Genomic DNA, 19,083 nt, shown 5'->3' on the forward strand with positions numbered 1-19,083 from the left:
CGGCGGACGGAACGTCCCGACCGGAAAACATGCGGCTCGCAGCGAAGGGGAACCGGGGCTAAATCAGAATCCGCCCCAGAGAAAAGATGTAGTAATCGACCGGCTTGGAATAGCGCGCGCCGCGGTCCGAGAGCGCCGAGTTTTGCTGCGCAACGGCTTCCGCCGCAGCCGAACGGGCATAGAAACGATGCCGCACGATGGCCTTATGCTCCGAAGAGTGGGCCGGAATCTCGATCGAAGCGTCGCCCGAAAGCATCACGGCGGCCGTGAAATAATTCTGCGCCGTAACGGGTGCGTGGAGTGCGGCCTGCGGACTCAATCCGGGCTGTACCCGGCATGCGCCGCCCTGCGACGTCGCACCGTCGAGACTCCCCGCCAGCACGAAGAGCAGCACGAACAGCACATATTGAATTCTCTCCAGCATTATCGACAAAATGATTTCAGCGCAGCGAATATACGCCCTTTCCCGCTGAAAAGCTACCTTTCGGACGAAAAAATGCACAAAATGAAAAATTTTAGCTACAAAAGTGTCAACGACCTGATTGCCGGACGACGGGTCTCCGCCGGCAAAAGTCAAGACCGAAAAAAAAGCTTCCCGCATCTCTGCGGGAAGCCTCCGTCAACATTCAAACCGGATTCCGGTTATTCGTTCCGGCCGTAGATATACATCTCCGTGATATCGGGTCCATAAGCGCTGCCCTTCGTGCCGACCCACTTGATATAGCGGGCATTGCAGGGCTTGAGCAGCTGAACGTAGTTGGTTGCGCCGTAGCCTCTGTTGGGAGCCTCGGCCTGCCGGAGCTCTCCGTGCGGCGTCCAGTTCTCCCCGTCTTCCGACGTCGAAAGCTCGAAGTACTCGCCCATGTAGCCGATACTTCCGTAAGCCTGAATATCAAAACCGGCGACCCACTGCGAGGTCTTCATATCGATTGTAATCTCAAGCGGATTAGCGCCATAGACATCGGTACTCGTACTGCCATCCCAAAGTGCGGCATCTCCGCCCCATACAGAGCCGTTGGTATCAAAGGTCCATCCGCTCGTCGGGTACTTCATCCACGACGCATCGGCCGCGGACAGGAAAGCCAGAAGATCGGACTTCTTCACGATCGAAATCGCAACGCCGGCATCCTCCGGATCGACAACGGCCCCAGCGGTATCGCCGACCAGCTCGGCCGTGAGCTGTACCGGGAAAGTGCCGAGTTCTTCGTTCGCTTCGAGAAAGTCGTCCGTCACCGACCACGTCGTCGCGTCCGACTCTTTCGCCCCGGCCGGAATCGTCACTTCGGCAGCGGGCGTAAAATGCTCGTCGCCGGCAAATCCTTCGGGAATGCCCGCCGATTTCACGACGAACTTCGTATCCTCCAGTACGGGACGGTCCACCACGACCTTCACGTCATATGTTATCGGATCTTCGTTGACGATCGCACCGTCGATGAAGTTGCGCTTGAAAGTCACGGCATTGCCCCCGACGCCCACGAGCGACGCGACAGCGACATAGGCAGCCTTTTCGATCACCATCTTCGCCTCGCCGTCCACAACGGGAACCTGCGAACCGCGCGCCTCGACCACACGCACGCCCAATTCATAGGTCATCGGGTCGAACACATTCTCCATGAAGCCGTAGTTCTCCTCCATGATCTTCACCTCAACCGTGGCCGTAGTGCTGCCGGCGGGAATCACCAGCTCGCGCGCGCTGATCTCGACCAGTTCGGCAGGTACATTGGTGATAATAGGTTCTACGCGAACGACCGTCTCTTCGGGGCTTGCCTGCGCAAGGGCAATGGTATATTCGCCCGAAAGCGAACCGGCGAGATTCAGCACGCCATCATTATCGTAGGTTCCCTCGAAAGTCGCTACCCGGTCCGAGGTCCCGGAGATCGTTGCGCCGACCGGCGTTTCGGGGTAACCCGCCAGATCGACCTCCTCGTCGGCGCGGCAGCCGGTGAAGAGCGCTGCGCCGCCCGCGAGGGCGAAAACCAGCGCATATTTAAACATGTTTTTCATCGTTTACTGTTTTTCGGTTAATTCCGCCTTGCAGGCGGGGTCGCCCCGCCTGCAAGGCGGAATCGAATCAATAGTTTGGCCACTCAGGCTGTGCCGGACGCGAATAGGTATCCGGCAGGTCCTCAGGATAATTATAGCGCGTGGTGTCGGCGAACTTGTAGAAGTGCTCCGGCTCCTTGAGCGGCGAACCGTAGAGAGTTTCGGGACCCTTGTTCAGCCGGTTGACGAAAATATTGCGCCAAGCATTCTTGTCCACCCTGCCGTTGGTATTCTTCAGCGGATCGGGTGCGAAGCCCATGAACCAGCCCTTGCCGGTGGTCGGGTTGAGCATACCCTCGGCAACGCCGCTGGTGAAGTTGCCGCCCGTACCGCGGTTGAACTCCATCGAGATGGCCGAGCACTGCTTCTGGGTCATGTTGCCCTTGGGCGAGGTGGACTGACCGTAATCGCCCACGGCGATGTCGACCCACTCCGCAATGTCCTGCCCTTCGATCTCGGTCGGCCAACTGCTGATATGGAACGAAGAGTAGCAGTAGGCTACGACCAGTTTGTCGGGCATCGCCTTCTTCGATTCGTAGGCAAGACGGGCCGCACGCGCCGAACTGCGCGAAGCATAGTAGGGATTCGAAAGATCGGGACTGTTCGAATACTCGTCGTCGAAGCATACGCCGTCGATATTGTATGCTTCGCAGAACGTGGCGAGTTCCTTGGCGAACATCTGGCATCCGTAGTCGGAAAGCTGGGCTACACCCGACTGGTCGTGGTTGCCCAGTACGCACATGATGACCTTGATGCCGCGTTTGCGCAGCGGCTGAATGAAGACCTCGTTGTTATCCATCCAGTACTGGGTCTGCGGATTGAGGCTCAGGAACGGAGCGTTGCGGTCCGCATGGTGGTTGATGTTGCCCGAAAAGAGACAGACCACATCCCACAGCAGGCGTCCGTCTTCGAGTTCGAACGTCAGGGCGTTGAGCGGATTGACGTCGTTGACCTCGAAGAACAGGAAGCCCTTCGGCAGGTCGTCGCCCTTATAGCAGGTAGGCATCGAGGTCATATCCTTCACCACGTAGAAACAATGGCTCTCCTTGAGGATCACGCCATCGGCTTCGAGGGCTACGGGGATCAGATATCCCCGGCCTGCTACGAGTCCTTCGGCAGCATGGACGGTCATCCCGACCGTAAGTTCGACATTGCGGCCTGCGGCGGCAAAGAGGCCGTCGTTGGCAAAAGTCACCTTGTCGGCCGGATAAAGCGTATAGTTCGTGCCGTTGGCCTTGTTGTACTGTCCGACGTCATAGGAGTCATCGACCTTGGCGCGGGCCGTAAATCCCTCGGAAGGGGTTTTGGTCAGCACCAGACGCAGGTCGGCAGTGTAGGTCTCCTTCCACAATTCGACGGTGGTGTTCGACTTCCCGGAATTGAGGTCCTGCAGCATGGCGCCCGTTTCATTGAGGCCCGTTTCGATCGAGCCGGCGCCATCCCATTCGCCGACCGTGACGTCGTCCGTGCAGGATACGAGCGCAGCGGAACACAGCAGGGCCGCGGCTGCGGCAAGAATACCGGATTTGAAATATCTCGTTTTCATGCGTAATAGCTGTTATTGGTTATTTTATTTCAGGAAGAGTTACGGGAATCCAAGTCGGCGTGCCGCCCACGGCAGAGAGATTCGTGCCGTTCGCATGGTCGATGATCGTCGAACCGGAACCCTCGTTGAATTTCCAGTAGGCTACCAGCCCTTCGCTTTCGGGGCTGACACCGTACATGTTGCCGGCGATCTGCTCCGGCGTGCGGGCAACGCTCCAAACGCGCAGCTCGGAAATCTCTCCGGGGATGTAACGCTCCTCGTTGTACGACTTGCCGACATAACAGTTGCCGGTCAGCGTAACCGATCCGCTCATCTTCTGATTGGAGTAGGCCACCTGTTTGCCGTTCTGGTAGTAGATGCGCTCGCCGTTTACGGCGTCCCAAACCACGGCGATATGCACCCACTCGTTGACCGGAAGCCCCGGAGCGGCATTGGCTGCGGGCCAGTTGCCGCCGTTGGCCGATCCCGTGGCCAGCTGGAGCTGGTCGCGCGGACGGTCGGCATCGCCGATACGCACGAGGAAGTTGCCTTCGATACCGAATACCGAGCTGAGGGCGTCACCGCGGCCGTCGGTCCAGTCGGCGCTGCGCAGCAGGGCCTCGATAGTGACCTGCTTCATGCCGCTGACGAGCGGTTTGGCGTCGGCCGACCAGCTGACCGGGAAGTTCATCCACGCGATGTTGGCCACCACGTTGATCATCGCACCCTGACGGGCCACGAAGTAGACCGTACTGCGACTGTCGAGCAGATCCACGCCATTGCACGAAGTTACCGTCACGGGCAGCACGTAACGACGGCTGCCGTCGAGGGTGTTGATATCCTTGAACACGATCTCTATCGCGTCGCCGCTCACCTGACCGGCCGCAATGTCGATCCGGTTGGAAGAGAGTTCGTAGCATTCGGCGGGAAGCGCCACGGCATTGTCGCCGTAGATCATGTTGTAGGCGGCGACCTGCGACGGATCGGCCTCGATCGTCACGGCGACCTGCTGTCCGGCAGGCTTGGCCAGACGCGATTCGATCGTCTTGGTATAACCCGGCGTATCGCTCTTGATCAGCAGATCGTCGGAGAGGATGGCCGAAGTGATATAGAACTTGTTGTCGAAACGATGCTTCTCGACATCCTCGTTCTTACAGCCGGTGAAAACGACTGCGGCGAGTGCCGAGAGAACCAATAAGCATTTATTGTATTTCATGGCTGTCAGTTTTTAGATGGAGGGGTTCATAATGCCGATCGCCTCGCGGGTCTTGGCCCACACCTTGGCGGGGTTGTAATAGTCGTACTGGACATCCTCGATCAGCAGCCCCGCACGGGTATGGCCCGGCGAGGGGAGCGTCACCCATCCGGCCCAAGCCTCGATCGCCTCGACCGTATCGCCGAAGGCATCGACCATGCCGGTATAACCGAACTCCTTCTTGTCGTCGCCGGGACGGGTGGTCTGGGCCGTCACGATCAGACGGTCGGCCGGCACGCCGGCAACGCTGACTGCGGTAAGAGCCGAGAACGACATTTCGTCGAGCGTCTTCACGTCATTGGTCGGCAGGATGATGTAGGCGCACTCGTCCAGCAACGGCATATTCGCCTCCGTAACGGCTCCGGTGAAGCCGCGGAAGACGAGCGCATGCGAGGGATGAGCCTCGTGCCAAGCGCGGATCGGCGCGAAGAGCGCTTCCTGACGGGCCGTATAGACAGCCAGCGCCTCGTCCTGCATGCTGCCTACGGCCTTGCCCGTATAGGTGAAGATGAAGCCGTCGTAGCCCCAGCGGTCGACCAGTGCGATCTGCTCGCCGACACGGCCGCCGAGATAAGCCAGCGCATCGTCCTCGCTGAGCGTGGGGTCCTCCTTCAGCACCTGCGTCCAGTCGTTTTCGAATGTCTGCAGGTCGATATTGAAGAGGATGCGGGTTCCCTTCTCATGCACTTTCCGGATTTCATCGACAAGCGTCTGGCAAAGGACGGACGGAACCGGATTCACGACGATGAAATCGACGCTGTCGGGCATTGCCGTGAAGTGCTGCGTACGATGGGTCGTCGCGGCGCCGTTTTCGGGAACGGTCATCGTAACGAACACCGCCTTGTGCGAACCGGCCTTGTACTCCCGGAGCGCCTGCATGTACCGGGCATACAATTCGGGATTCGTCTCCTCGAATGACGAATAGTTCACGTCGATCGCCTCAGGCTCGACGGCCTCGTGGCAGCCGACCATGAAAAGCACGGCTGCAAGAGGCAGAAAATATCTTTTGATGTTGATTTTCATAGTTTGACGGTTTTATAGGTTAGCGAATCCGGGGATTGCAATCCCACCACAGACGGGTGGACATTTTGTCCTGACCGCCCAGCCACTGATCCACGGCGGCCCGGATCGTTTCGCCGTTCGCCTCGTACTCCTCCAGCGGATAGGTCATACGGCGGGCGCCCAGCTGCAGATTCGTGATGTCGGGATTGTTATTGACCACCACCGGGAACAGACGCGGATAGCCTGTACGGCGGTAATCGGCCCACGCTTCGGTACCCAGCGGGAAATTGGCGATCCACTTCTGGGTGATGATGCGTTCGAGGTTCTCTTCGAAAGCCGCCCCGTCGTTCCAAGGGATCGTGACCGTCGACTGGTTCGAACAGCTGTAACCGAATGCCGGGTCGTCATAGCCGCCGGGAAGCGCCGTCGAAGCCATATAGGCAGTCAACTGATCCGCGACGCCACAACGCTCGAACGAGAGCCGGATACCCTCCTCGTAGAAGGTCCGGGCGTTGCCGCCCATCGCCCAGCCGCGCAAAGCGCCCTCGGCGCGCAGGAAGGCCACCTCCGAAGCGTTCATCCACATCAGCGACGTCGATGCCGTCACGTTATACCGCGAGAAGTTGTTGATACGATCATCGTCGGGAATCTGGATGCCGTTGCGAAGACCGTCATAGCCGCCTCCGCTGAAAGCCGACTCGTTGAAATAGCTCGCACGACGGGGATCGTCGTAACCGTTCATGAACGACGCGATATCGGCGGCGACGCGGTGGTCGCCCGCACCCGACTTATAGCTGAAGAAGCAGACGTAGAAAGGATTGCCGTCCTTGCCGAAGCCCGTATACATGGCATTGCCGGAGTTGTCCTCGATCACGCCCAGCTCCGAGCTGACGGCCTCCTCGGCCAGCTGCTGCGGAGTACGACCGTCATCGGTGGTGAAATCCGTATAGACGATACGCATCGCAAGACGCAACTTGAGCGAGTTGGCCAGACGGCCCCAGCGCTCCAGACTGCCGCCGTAAAGCCGGTCGGCATCGGTGGTGATCATGCCTGCACGGTTGCGCGTAAGCACCTCGACGGCAGCATCCAGATCAGCGAACATGGCCTTGAAGACCTCTTTCTCCGAGTCCAGCGGCACCGGATCGGCGCCCGTACCCACCTGCGTATAGGGAATCGGTCCGTAGGTGTCGGCGACGCGGTGTACGCCGGCGACCTTCACCACCTTCGCCACGGCGATGGCATTCTCGTCTTCGGTCACCTTGCACAACTCCGTGAAGTTCGACATTTCATTGGTGTAGATAACCCGGTAAAATACCGGCGACCAGTTCGACTGCGGGTCGTAGGTCGAGAATTTTCCGGTGTTGAATCCGCTGTTCGCATCGGCGATATAACCGCCGTAAGGCCCGCCCAGCAGCAGATCGGTGAACTGGCACTGATTGACGTCGGCCGGAATGACCCAGCTCTGCATGGTGGTCATGAACGACCGCATGGCGTAACCGTCCCGCTCCATATCCTCTGCGGTAACCTCATAGGGATTCCGGTTGATATCTTCGTAGTTGGCCGTGCAGGATGCCGCGCCGAGCGCTGCCGCCGCAAGGGCCACCGTCATATTCGATATATTGAATTTCATGGCGTTTTAGCTTGATTAGAATTTGACACGCACGTTGAAGCCGATGCTGCGCAACGAAGGCATCATGAAATAGTCGATGCCCTGATAGTAGTTGCTGGTGGTAGCGACCGCCTCTGGATCAAAGGGCGCCTTGTTGTAGAGCATCCACAAGTTGCGGCCTACGATCGAGAGGGTGATGTCGCAAACGTCTCCCAGCTTCTTGCGCGGAATCGTGTAGCCGATCGAAGCCTCCTGCAACCGCACATTCGTAGCCGAATAGGTGTAGTACTGCGGAGTCGTATCGCCGTTGGCGACGGTCTGGTACCATTTCTGCGCATCGATCAGGTCGTTGCCGTTGATGACGATGCCGCCCGCATCGCGCGCATCGGCCGACGAGGCCGATACGCCGTAGTAATCCATTACGGCCTGCGTGCGCGAGTAGACTACGCCGCCCAGACGGGCCGTGAGCAGGAACCCGAAATTGAAGTTGCGCCAGCGGAAGTCGTTGCGCCATGCCAGATTGGCGTCGGGGAATACGGAACCCAGCTTGATGAAATCCTTGGTCTGCGTCTTGTTGTCCACGAAGATGTTGCCGTCCATATCCTGATAGATATCGCCGTTCGAGTCGCGGCGCAGGTCGGCGCGCGAATAGATGTCGCCCAGCGAGCCGCCCTCGCGCAGAATGAAGCGGACGTTACCCATGCCTCCCACGTTCAGGTCGCCGATCGGAGTGACCTTGCCCGTGTTGGGGTCGATCACCTCTTTGCCCAGCTTCATGATCTTGTTGCGGTTGACGCTGGCCGTGAAGTTGCTGTCCCATGAGAAGCGGTTCCACGTATTCTTGTAGCCCAGCGACATTTCGAAACCGCGGTTGCGCACGTCGCCGTCCTGCTTGTAGACCTTGCTGTACATCGAACTTGCGGGGATGCCCGTGTTGAACGTCTGGTTGATCGTACGGGTGTTATAGTACGAAATGTCGAAATTGAAATGTCTGAGGAAGCGCATCGTAAGACCGACTTCGAACGATTTGGTGCGTTCGGGCTTCAGGTCGTAGAGCGGACTTTGGGACGAGAGGTTCCAGCTGTTGGTCGAAGAGTTCCACGAGCGGGTCGGATTGGCGTAGAAACGCGAGAAAGCCAGACCCACCGATGCGTACGACGCACGCAGCTTGACGTAGGAGAGGTTCTTGGGCATGTTCGGGATGATCTCCGAGAGCACGACCGAAGCGCCGACCGACGGATAGAAGAACGAGGAGTTCACCGAGTTGGGACCCGCCAGCTGCGAAGGCCAGTCGTTGCGGCCCGTCACGGTCAGGTAATACGCCCCCTTGAAGCCCACCTCGGCCGAGAAGAAGACCGACTGCGACTGCTCGCGCCAGCCGATCTGCTCGCGGACGGTCTTCGAATTGGAGAGGTTGTAGACGTTGAACACGTTGGGGATGTTATTCGGCTCGTAGATGGCGTTGCCGTCCTTGTCGTAACCGGTCTGCTCTCCGTAGGCGATCGGGCCGCGGACTTTCGAGGCGTCGGAACGCATGTCCGAGATCGAAGCGCCGACGTTGGCCTGCAGACTCCAGTTCTCGCCGAAGGTCTTGTTGATATTGACCATCACGTCGCCGTAGGTCTGACGGTCGTTGGTCTTGGTGATGCCGTAGAGACCGTTGGGCGATCCCTCGGTGCGCAGGTTGTTGGTCGATGCGTAGAGCTTCTCGGTATAGTCGCTGTTCGAGTTGTCCACCCGGATGCGGCCCGAAACCGAGAGCCAGTCGAGGATGTCGTAGGTCAGCGAGGCGTTGATCATGTAGCGGTCCTTGCGGTTCTCGCGCAGGTTGCGGTAGCTGATCCAGTAGGGGTTCTGCATCTGATAGGTATCGGCTCCCATCGTCGGCCAGTACTGCTCGTAGATGCCGCGCGAGGGGTTGTAGCGTTCGTACATCTCCACATCCGCCCAGTCGTCGCCGCGCGGGAAGAGGTAAGCCGACACCAGCGGGTTGGAGTAGACGCCCTGATTGACCATGTTGCGGTCTTTCTGGATAATGTAGCTGGCACCCAGATCGAGGTGCATCTTGTCCTTGAGGAACGACGAGGTATTGCGGAAAGTGAAGTTGTAACGGTCGTAACCGTTGTTGGGAATAATACCGCGCGAATTGACGGCGCCGGCCGAAGCATAGGTCTGGCTGCGCTCGTTGCCCGTCGAGAACGAAACCGTCTCGGTGCCCACGACGCCCGTCTGGAAATAGTCGTCGGCAGGGTCGTAGCCCCTGTAATTGAACGCATTCAGACGTTCGCCCCACGAGTAGATGCCGTTGGCGGCTCCCGCCAGCTTGTCGCCCGTGCCGTAACGGGTCTGGAACATCGGCATCACGAAAGGCGCGAGCACTTCGGTGTTGCTCGTCACCGTCACGGTCGTCTGACCGGCCTTGCCGCGCTTGGTCGTGATCAGAATGGCGCCGTTGGCGGCATCCGAACCATAGAGTGCCGCGGCGGCTGCGCCCGACAGGACGGTCATCGACTCGATATCCTCAGGGTTGAGGTCGGCGATGGCCTCCGAAGAGCCCTGCGAATCGAACTCCTCGCTGCCGTCGCTGCGGAAGTTGCACATCGGAATGCCGTCGATCACATAGAGGGCGTTCGACGACTGCTCGATGGATTTCGAACCGCGCATCACGACCTTCGACGAACCGCCGACACCCGACGACGAGGCGTTGATATTCAGACCGGCCACCTTGCCGTTGAGCGAATTGACGAAATTGACGTCTTTCACGGCCACGATGTCCTCGGCGTTGATCTGCTGGGCATTATACGAGAGCGCCTTCTCCGAGCGCTTGATGCCGAGGGCCGTCACGACGACCGATTCGATCTCCGATGCGGCCTCGCGCAGCGTAATGTCGAACGAAGTGCGGTTGCCGACGGCAACCGCCTGCGGCTCATAGCCCAGATAGCTCACTTCGAGCCATGCCGTCGAAGGTGCGGGCACCGAAAGGGTGAAACGGCCGTCGGCGTCGGTCGTCGTACCGGTCGAGGTGTCGCGGACGATGATCGTGGCGCCGATGACCGGCTGGCCGCTCCCGTCGCGGACATAACCTGCGACGGCCGCAGGCTGCTCGGCTTTCTTTACGGAGAGGATGATGCTCAGCGAACGGATGTCGTAGGTCAGGTCCGCACCCGCCACCATCCGGTTCAGGGCTTCCGTAAGCGGCACCGCCGTAACATCGAGGCTTGTGATACGGTCGGTCTTGACATCCGAACCCGTAACGAACAGATATTTGGTCTGCCGTTCGATCTCGGACATGATCTGTGACATCGGGACACGGTCCATCCGGATCGTAACTTGGGGCAGGCTGCGGTTCTGGGCCGCCGCCCGCGGAGACCAGATAGCGCAAAGACCAAGCATGAATAAAAAAGTAAATGACCTTTTCGCTTGTCTGATAAATGTTTTATTCATAAATTTGTACTTTAGGTTTGAGTAGGAAGTTTGCTTGACCTCCGGCCTGTGCGATGTGCTACCATCCGCACGGGCCATTTTTTGAGGGTCCGACAATCATAATATCTGATTTCTCATAAACTTGGGTTACTTCATAGGCCGGTCGTTTTAAGGTTGGACTGAGTTTATCGAATGGTTATCGTATTGTTCTGTTCGTCTTTCTCGTACTCGAAATCGGCAAACCGCTGCAGCACCTGAAGCGCATTGTCGATACCTACCGACTGCCGTATCTTACCCTGTCCGATACGGATCGACGGTTCGCGCTCGATACGGATTGTGACGCCGAAGGTCTTTTCGAAGCGGTGCATCAGCTCGGAGAACGACTGATCGGTCAGGCTGATGATTCCGTTCGTCCACAAATATTCCTCATCGTTGTCGATCTGCGCGAGACAGAGATGCTTCCCTTCGAGCGTCACCATCTCGTCGGGTTCCAGCACCAGTCGTTCGCCGGGGACGAGCCGGCTGGAAACGGCGACGCGGCCTTCGAACAGAGCCGTCGAGAAGAGCCCGTTCTCCTCCTCGGCCACGACATTGAATTTCGTGCCCAGCACCTCGACGTCGCAGGCGTATGTCCGGACGATGAAGGGATGTTTCGCATCGTGCACCACTTCGAACCGGGCTTCGCCTTCGATCTCCACGCGGCGCTCACGCCCCGTAAAGAGCGCCGGATAGCGAAGCGTCGTTCCAGCGTTGAGCCATACCGAGGTACCGTCCTGCAACGTCAGGCTGACGCGCTGTCCGTGCGGCACGGAGACCGACAGCAGCCGCTCGCCCTGCCGTGAGAAATCGCGTGCGGCGTGAAAATAATAACCGCCGAAGGCGAGCAGTACGACTGCCGCTGCTGCCGCGCTCCACCGGCGCAGGACGGAGCCGAAACGGCGCCTGCGGTCCTTGGCGTAAAGTTCGTTGATGACCGGGGCGCTCAAAGCCACCAGATCGTGCTGCCGCTGCACCTTTGCGAGTTCCGATTCATGTGCAGGATCGGCCTCCAGCCACGTCAGCACGGCCGTTTCCTCCTCAGGCGATGCTTGGCACGCCACATAGCGATATAATGTTTCCTTTTCCATAAGTTGCTATATTGACGCACGACAATGCGGGATTTGCGAAAAAAATCGCAAAATCCCGCAAATAAATATTTTTAATAATTCCGGGGGGGGGCTATCCGGCCGTCAGAGGCCGTTCAGCAAGAGTCCTATCAGCGGGAGATAATCTTTGAGCGCCGCTTTGAGCGCCTCCTTCGCCGCCCGCAGTTCGTAGGTCACCTGCCCTTCGGACAATTCGTAAACGGCGGCTATTTCCCGGTAGGACATCTCTTCGTAACGGTGGGCGATGAAAATCCGCCGCCGCTGTTCAGGCATCCGCCGCAGTTCGCGTTCGATGATGGCAAGCGCCTCGGACATCATCAGATTCTGGGGATCGTTGGCTTCGAGCCGCGCGATACGCTCTCCGACCACGCGCGCACTGGTCTGGTGCATGTTCTGTTGGATTCTGAGATGAATGGCTTGGTCGCGCAGATAGTCCAGACACTTGCGCTTGAGCGCGGTAAGCAGATAGGCGGGCAGGTTCCGGGGCGTCGTCTCCGTACGGCTCTCCCAGATTTTCAAAAAGGTATCGGACACCAAATCCTCGGCCACCATCCTGTCACGGACATACGACACGGCGATCCGGACGAAATACGTCCTGTACTCCGCATAGACCTCCTCCAAACCATGGGGGGGGGAAATTTCGATAGAGCGATTCATGGCAGAATAAACGTCCGGTAAAAGAATAAAGGTAATACTTTTTGCCATTTCCACCAATTTTTTCCCGCCAGAATTTTCTGCGGCGAACGACGGAAATATATAATATTTCCGATCCTGTATATCCGGCGGAATATAGTCCGCCGCCCCCGGAAACCCTCCGCCGCATGAAATCCGGGCACGAAAAAACGCCGTTCCCGAAACCGGGAAACGGCGTCCTTTCCTAAGCGGAACCCGCTATTTCTTGGCGTAGCGCTCTTCGACGACCTTCCAGTCGATGCGGTCCCAGAGGGCTGCGACAGCATCGGCGCGGCGGTTGCGGTAGTCGATATAGTAAGCATGCTCCCAAACGTCGAAGCACATCAGGGGCTTCATGCCGTAGCGCAGCGGATTGCCGGCGTTCTGCTCGCTGACGATCGCCAGCTTGCCCGACTTGTCCTCCGCGAGCCATACCCAGCCCGAACCGAACAACCCTGCGGCGGCTTTCTCCATCTGGACCTTCAGCTGGTCGAACGATCCGAAATTATCGTCGATGGCCTTCAGCAGCGCGCCCGTGGGACGGGTCTGCGCCTTGGGCGAAAGTTCGTCGAAGAAGAATTCGTGGTTCCACATCTGCGCGGCGTTGTTGAAGATCGCGCCGTCGGCCGAAACGACGATATCCTCCAGCGGCTGCTCGGCATAGGGGGTATCGACAATCAGTTCGTTGAGTTTATTCACGTATCCCACGTAATGCTTGTCGTGGTGGAAGCGCAGCGTCTCTTCGGAGACCTGCGGTGCGAGCGCGTCATAAGCGTAAGGCAGGTCCTTCGGAGTGAAGCGCACCTGTTTTGCTGTGTCTGTTGCCATAAGCGGTAAAATTAATAGTGAAACAATGAGGTTTAACATAGTCTTCGTCGTTTTTTATTGTTCTTCGAGAGGTTCGAAGGCCCATTTGCCTTCGCCGCAGACCGGGCATATCCAACCGTCGGGCAGATCGTCGAATGCCGTGCCGGGAGCGATGCCGTTTTCGGGATCACCCAGCGCCGGGTCGTAAATATACTCGCAGACGGTGCAACGATACTTTTTCATAGCGCGAAAGAATTAAAAATTCACACCGGCTTTCACAAATATAATACCGATATCAAAGATCTCAAAATATTTTCGTAATTTTGAGTATACGAACAACAAATTACAACCTAAAACGCTCTTTTGTATGACACTTCCGTATGCAGAACCCTACAAGATCAAAATGACCGAGGCCATCCGCACCTCCACGCGCGCCGAACGCGAGACATGGATCCGCGAAGCCAGCTACAACCTCTTCAAACTGCGCAGCGATCAGGTCACGATCGACCTGCTGACCGATTCGGGAACGGGTTCGATGAGCGACCGCCAGTGGGCGGCCATGATGACCGGCGACGAAAGCTACGCCGGCGCATCGTCCTATTTCCGGCTCAGGGAGACCATTTCCCGGCTCTTCGGCATGCCTTTCTTCCTGCCCACGCATCAGGGGCGCGCCGCTGAGAACGTCATCTTTTCGGCTCTGCTCAAAGAGGGCGACATCGTGCCGGGCAACTCCCATTTCGACACCACGAAGGGACACATCGAGTTCCGCCGCTGCCACGCCGTGGACTGCACCATCGACGACGCGGCCGACACCCAGAAGGAGCTGCCGTTCAAAGGCGAAATGGACATCGCCAAGCTCGAAAAGCTCCTGCGCGAGAACCCGCGCGAGAAAGTTCCGTGCGTGGTGCTGACCATCACCAACAACACGGCGGGCGGACAGCCCGTGTCGATGCGCAACATCCGCGAGACGGCCGAAGTATGCCGCCGTTACGGAGTGCCCCTGCTGCTCGACTCGGCCCGTTTCGCCGAAAACGCCTACTTCATCAAGACCCGCGAAGCCGGTTACGCGGACAAGACGATCAAGGAGATCGTCCGAGAAATCTACACCTATGCCGACATCATGACCATCTCGGCCAAGAAGGACGGCGTGGTGAACATGGGCGGCTTCGTGGCCATGCGCTCCGAGGAGCTTTACAAACGGGCCATGACCTTCAGCATCATGTTCGAGGGCTACGTGACTTACGGCGGCATGTCGGGCCGCGACATGGACGCGCTGGCCGTGGGACTGGACGAGAACACCGAATTCGAGCAGCTCGACGCCCGCATCCGTCAGGTGAAACTGCTGGGCGACCTGCTCGACGAATACGGCGTCCCCTACCAGCGTCCGGCAGGCGGACACGCCATCTTCGTCGATGCGAAAAAGGTGCTGCCCAACCTCCCGAAGGAGCAGTTCATCGCCCAGACGCTCGCCGTGGAGCTTTACCTCGAAGCGGGCATCCGCGGCGTGGAGATCGGCTCGATCCTCGCCGACCGCGACCCCGACACGCACGAGAACCGCTATCCGCGGCTCGAACTGCTGCGTCTGGCCATCCCGCGCCGGGTCTATTCGGACAACCACATCCGCGTGATCGCCGCCGCCTGCCGCAACATCTACGAACGCCGCGCCGAAATCACCACCGGCTACCGCATCACGTTCGAGGCGCCGATCCTGCGGCACTTCACCGTGGAGCTGGACAAAATCTGACGCCCGGAATCCGGCGGTCAGACGGCCGCCGAATCGCCGGCTCTTCCGTAAAGAAGCCCCGGCGCAAAACACGCCTTACACCGCAAACGACGCTGCAACACTCCGGTTGCAGCGTCGTTTCTGCCGTAAAAACCATATGGCTTCCACCTCCGAGCAGGCTTCCGCCAGCCAAGCCCCGCACCGTCTCCGTTCCGGCTGTCCGGCTCCGTCTCACTCGTCCTCGCTCCATGCCACTCTGCATTCCATTCCGCTCCACCCTATCCCTTCCCGCCTCATCCTGCACCTCCGGTCCATTCCCTCCTGCGCACCTTTCCGCCCCCTCTCCCTGTTCCTTCCCGCATCCCCCTATTTCGTCCCGTCCCTCCCCATTCCCCTCCGTTCCGTCATTCACCCGGCTCCGCCCACCGAAATTATTCATCGAAAAAGCAGAAAAATGCGCCGTTTTTTTTGTTTTTTCATTTCCTTGCCCCGTATTTGTCCTACAAATAAGATTATTCCATTCAATACCTACCCATTCATTACCGACAGGACTAACTAATACCCAATAATTATGTTCAAACTATCCGGACTCATTCCCGCCGTCTTCACGCCGTTCGACAAAACGGGCGCAATCAATTTTTCGCAAATCCAGCCCTACGCCGACAAACTCATCGCCGAAGGGGCCTACGGCGTCTTCGTCTGCGGCTCGACGGGCGAATGCACCTCGATGACCGTCGCCGAGCGCAAGAGCGTGCTCGAAGCGTGGACCAAAGCCGTAGCAGGCCGCATCCTCATCATCGCCCACGTGGGCGGCACCTGTCAGGCCGACTGCATCGAACTGGCCCGCCATGCCGCCGGACTGGGGGTAGATGCCGTAGGCACCGTCGCCCCGTTCTACCTCAAACCCGGCTCGGTCGAAGAACTGGTGGCCTTCTACAAACCCATCGCCGCTGCATGCGCACCGCTGCCCTTCTACGCCTACCACATTCCCTCGATGACGGGCATCAACCTGCCGATGATCGACTTCCTGAAGAATGGCTCGAAAGAGATTCCCAACCTGAACGGCATCAAGTTCACGTCGAACAACTTCATGGAGATGATCGAATGCATCCGTTTCGACGGCGGCCGCTTCGACATCCTCAACGGGTTCGACGAAATGCTGCTCTGCGGCATGGCCGTCGGCGCGCGCGGCGGCGTGGGCAGCACCTACAACTACTCGCTCCGCACCTACCAAAACATCTACGACGCCTTCATGGCCGGCGACCTCGAACAGGCCCGCGCGGCGCAGCAGGAGTCGGTGGACATCGTGCACGTGATCATCAACCACGGCGGCGGCATCCGCGGCGGCAAAGCCAGCATGAAACTCGTCGGCATCGACTGCGGCGACTGCCGTCTGCCCCTCGCCCCCTACACCGAGGCCGAAATAGCCCGGCTGGACGAAGAACTCCGGGCGATCGGTTTCAAAAAGTAGCCCGCATACAAAGCTGACAATCAACACGCACGGCTCTCTGGCAGATTCCGTTCCGGCGGTCGGTCCTTCCGGCCGGTCCGGAACGGAATAAAATAAGCAACAGTCCCACGCTCTATATCCGAAAACGGACAGAACGTGAAGAAATGCCGGCCTATTCTCTCCTTCGTAATAATTTGCAAGATTTACCACTCGAGAATAAACTTACACTTTCCGTGTTAGTCAATATGTTACTACAAATGGAGGAAACATATTCGGAAAATACAACACCGACACTTCTTTTTTGGGACTGTTGTGAGTACAATTTACGACAAAACATTCAAAACGGCAATATTGATTCTAAAATATCTTATTTCATATTGCGGGAACAGCGTCTTCCGGGAAAGGGTGCGCACAGCCGTCCGATTTGCAACGGCACGCAGACGGCGGCATACGCCCCCGGACTTCACGGCCGAACTTCACAGCCGCCGGAACCGCCGGCGCGGGACGCAAAAAACCGGACCGCAAATCCGGCCCGGCACGCATATCCGACAACGGTTTTTACATTCCGAAGAGCGCCAGTGCGGCCATCGGCACGACGGCCCACCAAAGCGCGCGCCGTTTTGCCGCAGGCATCAGCCGTGCAAGGGTCTGCGAGCGTTCCAGCCAGCAAAGAAATCCGAACCACAGGCCGCCCCGGACCAGATTCAGCACCTCGGTACGCACCAGCCCGGCATAACCGCCCGACACCTCCGGATCATAACCTGCAACCAACGGGGCGATCACGGCCACACCGTGCACCAGCACCCGCAAACCGGCATACCAGCGGACCAGAGGCAGCCCATAGGATTTGCGCAGCGCCAGCGAGCAGAGGAGCGCAACCGGCAGCAATGCCCCGGCAAGTCCCAGCAGCTGCATTCCGGCGGTCAAGCCGTCGAGCCGCAGGTTCCCGTTCACGCACTGCATCAGCAGCGCGAAAGACCATTCGCCCAGCCGGGTCATGCCGTAAGCGCCGAACAGCCACACCGGCCCCGGCAGTTCATCGAGATTTTGCAGGAAAGGGGATTTCATAAGACGGAAACGATAAATGTTCAGCGACAAAGGTAATAATTTTCGCGGATTGTCCTTTACGCCGCTTCCGCCGGCCCGTTGCAACCGGCCGTGAATTTTGCGGATTCGGTAATTTTCGGACATGGCATATCAGACTCAGCGTTTCGGACCGGTCATTTCGTCCGACAGCCGGAAAAGTGCATTTCGCATCCCCGGAAAAAGACCGCGCACCCTCCCGAAAGAGGATGCGCGGAACAACAGATCAGACAAGATCAAACTGCCGGGCGCAATCGCCCTCAGTCAATCTACTGCACTTCATCCATATTGATTTCATAACCGGCCGGAACGAAGGTCCAGTCCTGCGCACGGTTGCCGTTGGCGTTGGTGACAGTCAGACCGTTGTACAGGCCGCTGGCCGTAGCGCTGAACATATTCAGCGGATTGACCTGAGAACTGCGGCGCAGATTGAAGAACATGAACGCACCGTAGCCCTGGCTTCTTGTACGTGTTGCAAGTGAATTGAGGGTAGAAGGATTGGTAGCTCCACCGAGATTGGTCGATACAGGCGACCAACGTGTTTTGTCTACGAGACTGGCACCGACGAAAGAGGTGCCGAAATAACCGTGATAAGCGTAGTCGATGCAAGCTCTTGCTTCAGTACTGATAGAGCTGGTATAGCCCCAATCGAATACCGTGATAAGCTTATCGGCGGGCATCAGCGCATGCAGTTTGAGGATGATCTCGCTATACGACGTGGAATTGGTGGAGCCTCCATCATCGGCGTACTCATCATCGAATCCGATGCCGTCGAGTCCGTATTTTGCCACGGCATGGGCCAGAATCTGGGCGAACTGCGTGGTCTGCGTGCTGTTCATGCTGGCGACGCCGATGCCCTGATGGTCACCGAGTACGGTAAGCAGGACTTTGATGCCCTTGTCCTGCAGCGGTTTCACATAAGTCAGATAACCGTTGTTTTCCAACAGATTGGTCATCTTGTCATTGAGGTAGAGGGTCGGCTCGACCACACCGTTGACCGTACGTTTACGGACGTTCGATGCGAAGAGTTCCACGATACCGGCAAACGGCTTGCCGTTCGACATCGTGTAGTCACCCGCGTTAAGCGGGTTGGTGTCATTGGTTTCGACATAGATCGCCACGACCGGCGTATCGCCGAATGCGCGGGTTTCGGGAGCCTGTCCCTGATCCATAGTCGGTTCTTCGGCCTGCTGGCAGGAGAACATTGCGGCTCCGATAAAGAGAGCCATCGATAATTTAAATAAGTTTTTCATGACGCAAAAATTTAAGTTAGTAATTGATTTTCCCCCTTTGGCGGGAGCGTTGATAATTCTGCCGGAACTTTTCCGGCATTTTTCTGACTTCAT

Annotated in this window: 15 protein-coding genes; 2 read left to right on the top strand and 13 right to left on the bottom strand. The window is 58.1% G+C overall.

The window, feature by feature from the left end; translation table 11 throughout:
- Positions 1-58 precede the first annotated feature (58 nt).
- The 11 genes from ALFI_RS04340 to rd form a co-directional block, all read right to left on the bottom strand.
- Positions 59-424: a hypothetical protein gene (locus tag ALFI_RS04340; RefSeq protein WP_014774917.1), complete on the bottom strand. Its 366-nt coding sequence runs from the start codon at positions 422-424 to the stop codon at positions 59-61.
- Positions 425-642: 218 nt separating this feature from the next.
- Positions 643-2,004, bottom strand: coding sequence for a DUF4989 domain-containing protein (locus tag ALFI_RS04345; protein WP_014774918.1), 1,362 nt, complete (start codon positions 2,002-2,004; stop codon positions 643-645).
- Positions 2,005-2,071: 67 nt separating this feature from the next.
- Positions 2,072-3,589: a BT_3987 domain-containing protein gene (locus ALFI_RS04350; RefSeq protein ID WP_014774919.1), complete on the bottom strand. Its 1,518-nt coding sequence runs from the start codon at positions 3,587-3,589 to the stop codon at positions 2,072-2,074.
- A gap of 19 nt (positions 3,590-3,608) precedes the next feature.
- Positions 3,609-4,784 (bottom strand): DUF1735 and LamG domain-containing protein, encoded by a 1,176-nt coding sequence (locus ALFI_RS04355; protein ID WP_014774920.1) that lies wholly within the window; start codon positions 4,782-4,784, stop codon positions 3,609-3,611.
- Between the two features lie 12 nt (positions 4,785-4,796).
- On the bottom strand, positions 4,797-5,846 hold the full coding sequence (locus tag ALFI_RS04360) for a glycoside hydrolase family 18 (RefSeq protein ID WP_014774921.1): 1,050 nt from the start codon (positions 5,844-5,846) through the stop codon (positions 4,797-4,799).
- A gap of 19 nt (positions 5,847-5,865) precedes the next feature.
- Entirely contained in the window at positions 5,866-7,455 is a 1,590-nt protein-coding gene (locus ALFI_RS04365; RefSeq protein WP_009599076.1) for a SusD/RagB family nutrient-binding outer membrane lipoprotein, read from the bottom strand.
- 15 nt (positions 7,456-7,470) lie between these two features.
- Positions 7,471-10,878: a SusC/RagA family TonB-linked outer membrane protein gene (locus ALFI_RS04370; protein ID WP_009599043.1), complete on the bottom strand. Its 3,408-nt coding sequence runs from the start codon at positions 10,876-10,878 to the stop codon at positions 7,471-7,473.
- 164 nt (positions 10,879-11,042) lie between these two features.
- Positions 11,043-11,984, bottom strand: a complete 942-nt coding sequence (locus ALFI_RS04375) for a FecR family protein (RefSeq protein WP_014774922.1) — start codon at positions 11,982-11,984, stop codon at positions 11,043-11,045.
- A gap of 102 nt (positions 11,985-12,086) precedes the next feature.
- On the bottom strand, positions 12,087-12,623 hold the full coding sequence (locus ALFI_RS04380) for an RNA polymerase sigma-70 factor (RefSeq protein WP_155835633.1): 537 nt from the start codon (positions 12,621-12,623) through the stop codon (positions 12,087-12,089).
- A gap of 270 nt (positions 12,624-12,893) precedes the next feature.
- On the bottom strand, positions 12,894-13,541 hold the full coding sequence (locus ALFI_RS04385) for a superoxide dismutase (protein WP_014774924.1): 648 nt from the start codon (positions 13,539-13,541) through the stop codon (positions 12,894-12,896).
- A 15-nt stretch (positions 13,542-13,556) separates the two neighbouring features.
- Entirely contained in the window at positions 13,557-13,724 is a 168-nt protein-coding gene (gene rd / locus ALFI_RS04390) for a rubredoxin (protein WP_009598686.1), read from the bottom strand.
- Between the two features lie 124 nt (positions 13,725-13,848).
- Between rd and ALFI_RS04395 the strand changes: the two genes are divergently transcribed.
- The gene (locus ALFI_RS04395) at positions 13,849-15,225 is read left to right on the top strand and encodes a tryptophanase TnaA (protein ID WP_009598671.1); all 1,377 of its coding nucleotides are present in this window, start codon (positions 13,849-13,851) and stop codon (positions 15,223-15,225) included.
- 550 nt (positions 15,226-15,775) lie between these two features.
- Positions 15,776-16,675, top strand: coding sequence for a dihydrodipicolinate synthase family protein (locus ALFI_RS04400; RefSeq protein ID WP_014774925.1), 900 nt, complete (start codon positions 15,776-15,778; stop codon positions 16,673-16,675).
- Between the two features lie 537 nt (positions 16,676-17,212).
- Here the strand turns inward: ALFI_RS04400 and ALFI_RS04405 are convergent.
- Both ALFI_RS04405 and ALFI_RS04410 read right to left on the bottom strand, forming a co-directional pair.
- Positions 17,213-17,722 (bottom strand): hypothetical protein, encoded by a 510-nt coding sequence (locus ALFI_RS04405; protein WP_014774926.1) that lies wholly within the window; start codon positions 17,720-17,722, stop codon positions 17,213-17,215.
- Between the two features lie 284 nt (positions 17,723-18,006).
- A complete protein-coding gene (locus ALFI_RS04410; protein WP_042493287.1) occupies positions 18,007-18,990 on the bottom strand; it encodes a glycoside hydrolase family 18 protein in 984 nt (327 codons plus the stop codon).
- Positions 18,991-19,083: the final 93 nt, after the last annotated feature.

Origin of the sequence: Alistipes finegoldii DSM 17242 (assembly GCF_000265365.1) — a bacterium.
Taxonomy (GTDB): Bacteria; Bacteroidota; Bacteroidia; order Bacteroidales; family Rikenellaceae; genus Alistipes; species Alistipes finegoldii.

Bases quoted from the DNA above. Each gene is read 5' to 3' on its own strand.
- ALFI_RS04340 (WP_014774917.1), bottom strand. From the start codon at position 424: ATGCTGGAGAGAATTCAATATGTGCTGTTCGTGCTGCTCTTCGTGCTG.
- ALFI_RS04345 (WP_014774918.1), bottom strand. From the start codon at position 2,004: ATGAAAAACATGTTTAAATATGCGCTGGTTTTCGCCCTCGCGGGCGGC.
- ALFI_RS04350 (WP_014774919.1), bottom strand. From the start codon at position 3,589: ATGAAAACGAGATATTTCAAATCCGGTATTCTTGCCGCAGCCGCGGCC.
- ALFI_RS04355 (WP_014774920.1), bottom strand. From the start codon at position 4,784: ATGAAATACAATAAATGCTTATTGGTTCTCTCGGCACTCGCCGCAGTC.
- ALFI_RS04360 (WP_014774921.1), bottom strand. From the start codon at position 5,846: ATGAAAATCAACATCAAAAGATATTTTCTGCCTCTTGCAGCCGTGCTT.
- ALFI_RS04365 (WP_009599076.1), bottom strand. From the start codon at position 7,455: ATGAAATTCAATATATCGAATATGACGGTGGCCCTTGCGGCGGCAGCG.
- ALFI_RS04370 (WP_009599043.1), bottom strand. From the start codon at position 10,878: ATGAATAAAACATTTATCAGACAAGCGAAAAGGTCATTTACTTTTTTA.
- ALFI_RS04375 (WP_014774922.1), bottom strand. From the start codon at position 11,984: ATGGAAAAGGAAACATTATATCGCTATGTGGCGTGCCAAGCATCGCCT.
- ALFI_RS04385 (WP_014774924.1), bottom strand. From the start codon at position 13,541: ATGTTAAACCTCATTGTTTCACTATTAATTTTACCGCTTATGGCAACA.
- rd (WP_009598686.1), bottom strand. From the start codon at position 13,724: ATGAAAAAGTATCGTTGCACCGTCTGCGAGTATATTTACGACCCGGCG.
- ALFI_RS04395 (WP_009598671.1), top strand. From the start codon at position 13,849: ATGACACTTCCGTATGCAGAACCCTACAAGATCAAAATGACCGAGGCC.
- ALFI_RS04400 (WP_014774925.1), top strand. From the start codon at position 15,776: ATGTTCAAACTATCCGGACTCATTCCCGCCGTCTTCACGCCGTTCGAC.
- ALFI_RS04405 (WP_014774926.1), bottom strand. From the start codon at position 17,722: ATGAAATCCCCTTTCCTGCAAAATCTCGATGAACTGCCGGGGCCGGTG.
- ALFI_RS04410 (WP_042493287.1), bottom strand. From the start codon at position 18,990: ATGAAAAACTTATTTAAATTATCGATGGCTCTCTTTATCGGAGCCGCA.